A 2,817-nucleotide genomic window follows, 5' to 3' on the forward strand; every position below is an offset into this window, starting at 1 on the left:
CTGAGCCGGTGGTACTTGACTCTTTAGAAATTATATTTTTAAAAATTTGTGGATAACTTTAGAAAATTTAATTACATCATAGATTTAACTAAATCACCTAAAGAATAAAAAACAAGAAAATTGAGCGCCTGCCAGTTTTTCCTCACATGCGTTTGGAAAGGCAGATGCGCAAAAAAAATCGACGGCTCATAGTCGCCTTGGCAATTTTTTTATTTTAAACCCATAAAATTGTATATTAAAAGTATAAATGGTATTTACAAGCAAAAGAAAAACCTCTACAAACCCAGCTATAATGGGACTTTAAATTAGATTATAATTTTAACAATAATAATTATTAATAAATAATTTTATGAAGAATTAAGTAGAGTAATAAGAAAGTTAGTGATATAATTAAGTATAAAAAAATTCATAAAAATAGGGGTGGAAAAATGAAAGGAACTGTTGTAAGTACCTGGATGAAAACATGTAGTAATATGTATAGTAAAGAATGCGTTGAAAATGCTTTAGCCTCTGCTGGACTTGACAGACATAAGATTTTTTCTCCGTTAGAAGATGTAGATGATGCAATAATTAATAAATTAATATCTAATATAGCTCAGGCTAATAAGGTATCTATTTCTGAACTATGGAGAAAAATAGGTGTTGATAATATAAAGGCATTTTTTAAGGATTATCCAGCATTTTTTAAACATGAAAATCTATATACGTTTTTAAAATCAATGTATGATGTTCACGTTATTGTAGTTAAAAGAATACCAGGAGCAAAACCGCCACTATTAAACTTGGAACCAATATCTAAAAGAGAAGCTATATTTGAGTATTCTTCTAAAAGAGGTATGTTTGATTACTTTCAAGGATTAATAGAGGGAGCAAGTAAGCACTTTAATGAAAAATTAAGTACTGAAGAAATATCTAGAACCCCTGATAATCTTAAATTAAAATTAACTTTTGAAAATGATATATATGTTAAGAAAAGTTATAAAATAAATAAGATATTATCTTTTGGTTTCCTAAAGGATGTAGGAGCAAAGGTAACAATTTTATCAACACTTATAATTGCTATATTAAATTTATTAGTTTATTTTACAGCTAAAGATTTACTTATATACACTTCAATTGCAAGTGGTTTAATTGGTTCATTTGTAGCCAACTATATATTACATAGACCTATGAAGGTCATAATCAATGATTTAGAAAGACTTAAGCAACATAATTATGTGGATGATTTATATCTTGAAACTAATGACTCTTATGAAAAATTCTATGATTTAATAAAAGATTATAAGAAAGTAATTACAGAAGATTTTGTTGGGTTTAAAGGAGTTACAGATGAGATTAACACCTTTAGTGCCGAGGTAAGTAATATAGCTAACAAGATGAACTCTACTTCAGAAGAAATTGGCGGAGTAGTAGAACAAGTTGCTAATGCTGCAATACTTCAAACCTCCGAAATAGAAGGATCAGTAGCTATGCTAAAAGATAGTGTTCAATCTATAGTATATGTAACTAAAAAGGAACATGAAAATAAAGGCGAATTAGAAAATGCTGTAGCTAAAATTACTAATAGTTATAAAAACACTAAAGCTACATCAGACAAGCTTAATGATGTATTAGTAGAATTCGGCAATGTTAAAACTAATAGCTTAGAATTACAAGAAAAGGCTAAAGGAATAACACAAATCGTATCATTAGTATCTTCAATAGCAGAACAAACAAACTTACTTGCTTTAAATGCATCTATAGAAGCAGCTAGAGCTGGTGAAGCTGGAAGAGGATTTGCGGTTGTAGCTGAAGAAGTTAGAAAACTTGCAGAACAATCACAACAAGCTGTTAATGATATAACTGGAAGCTTAAATCAAATAATTGGTGAAATAGATAATGTAGTAACAGACATAGGAACACAATTTGATGTTTTAAAAGAAGAAAACAGCAAATTAAATGTAGCTGTTAGCTACAGTGATAGTGCTAATACAACTATAAACCTAGTAGCGAATAAGATGATTGAAACTTCAGACCTACTTGAAAAAGAGACAGGCTCTATGTCTGAGGTATACAGTAAGATTGAATCTCTAGTATCTATAGCAGAAGAAAATACTGCAGCATCAGAAGAAGTAAGTTCTAGTGTATTAATGTATACAGAAGATATTAGAAATCTTACTAAGAGTATACAAGAGTTTAAGCAGTTAGCAGAACAATTTAATGACGATATGGACAAATATAAGATATAATCTTAAAAGTAGTTCTCAATTTATTTTGAGAACTACTTCTTTACGCCATAACCTCCATATAAAGAAGCCACATCCCTAATGGTTATAAAAGCATCTGGATAACTATTTTTAACATAATCTATAACTTCATTTTTGATTTTTCTTTTTAGATGAATCATGAGTATACGCTTTTCATTCACTCTTCCATAGGCTTTTATTTCAGTAACCCCAATTTTTTTATCTCTTAAGTATTGAGCAAGTTTATTGCCATCTTCCTTATTTAAAATAATCTCTAAAGTTACTAATCCATAATTTAATCTTTCCTCTAAAGATAAGCCCACAAAATGTCCTAAAGCGTAACCTAAAGCATAGGCTATCATTCTATTTGGATAACTAGTTATATCAACAATTATTCTGCTTACAACCACTAACCAAAGCATAATTTCAAAAAAAGCAATAATTGAAGCAATAGTTTTTTCTTTTTTAGTTATGAATATTGTTTTAACTGTGGTTAAGGACACTTCTATAATTTTGGCTAAAAAGATAATTAATGTACTTAATATCATTTTCTACACCTCCTATATAAAGTTGTTAGTGTAAAGTTTTTTAC

Annotated in this window: 2 protein-coding genes; one reads left to right on the top strand and one right to left on the bottom strand. The window is 28.8% G+C overall.

Going from position 1 to position 2,817, the window contains the following annotated elements:
* Positions 1–428: 428 nt before the first annotated feature.
* A complete protein-coding gene (locus B3N22_RS12190) occupies positions 429–2,228 on the top strand; it encodes a heme NO-binding domain-containing protein (RefSeq protein WP_238907320.1) in 1,800 nt (599 codons plus the stop codon).
* A gap of 32 nt (positions 2,229–2,260) precedes the next feature.
* Here B3N22_RS12190 and B3N22_RS12195 read toward each other — a convergent pair whose 3' ends face one another.
* Positions 2,261–2,773, bottom strand: coding sequence for a DUF2179 domain-containing protein (locus tag B3N22_RS12195; RefSeq protein WP_073018979.1), 513 nt, complete (start codon positions 2,771–2,773; stop codon positions 2,261–2,263).
* Positions 2,774–2,817: the final 44 nt, after the last annotated feature.

The sequence above is a fragment of the Clostridium sp. UBA1652 genome, from assembly GCF_002320975.1.
GTDB classification, from domain to species: Bacteria; Bacillota; Clostridia; order Clostridiales; family Clostridiaceae; genus Clostridium_T; species Clostridium_T intestinale.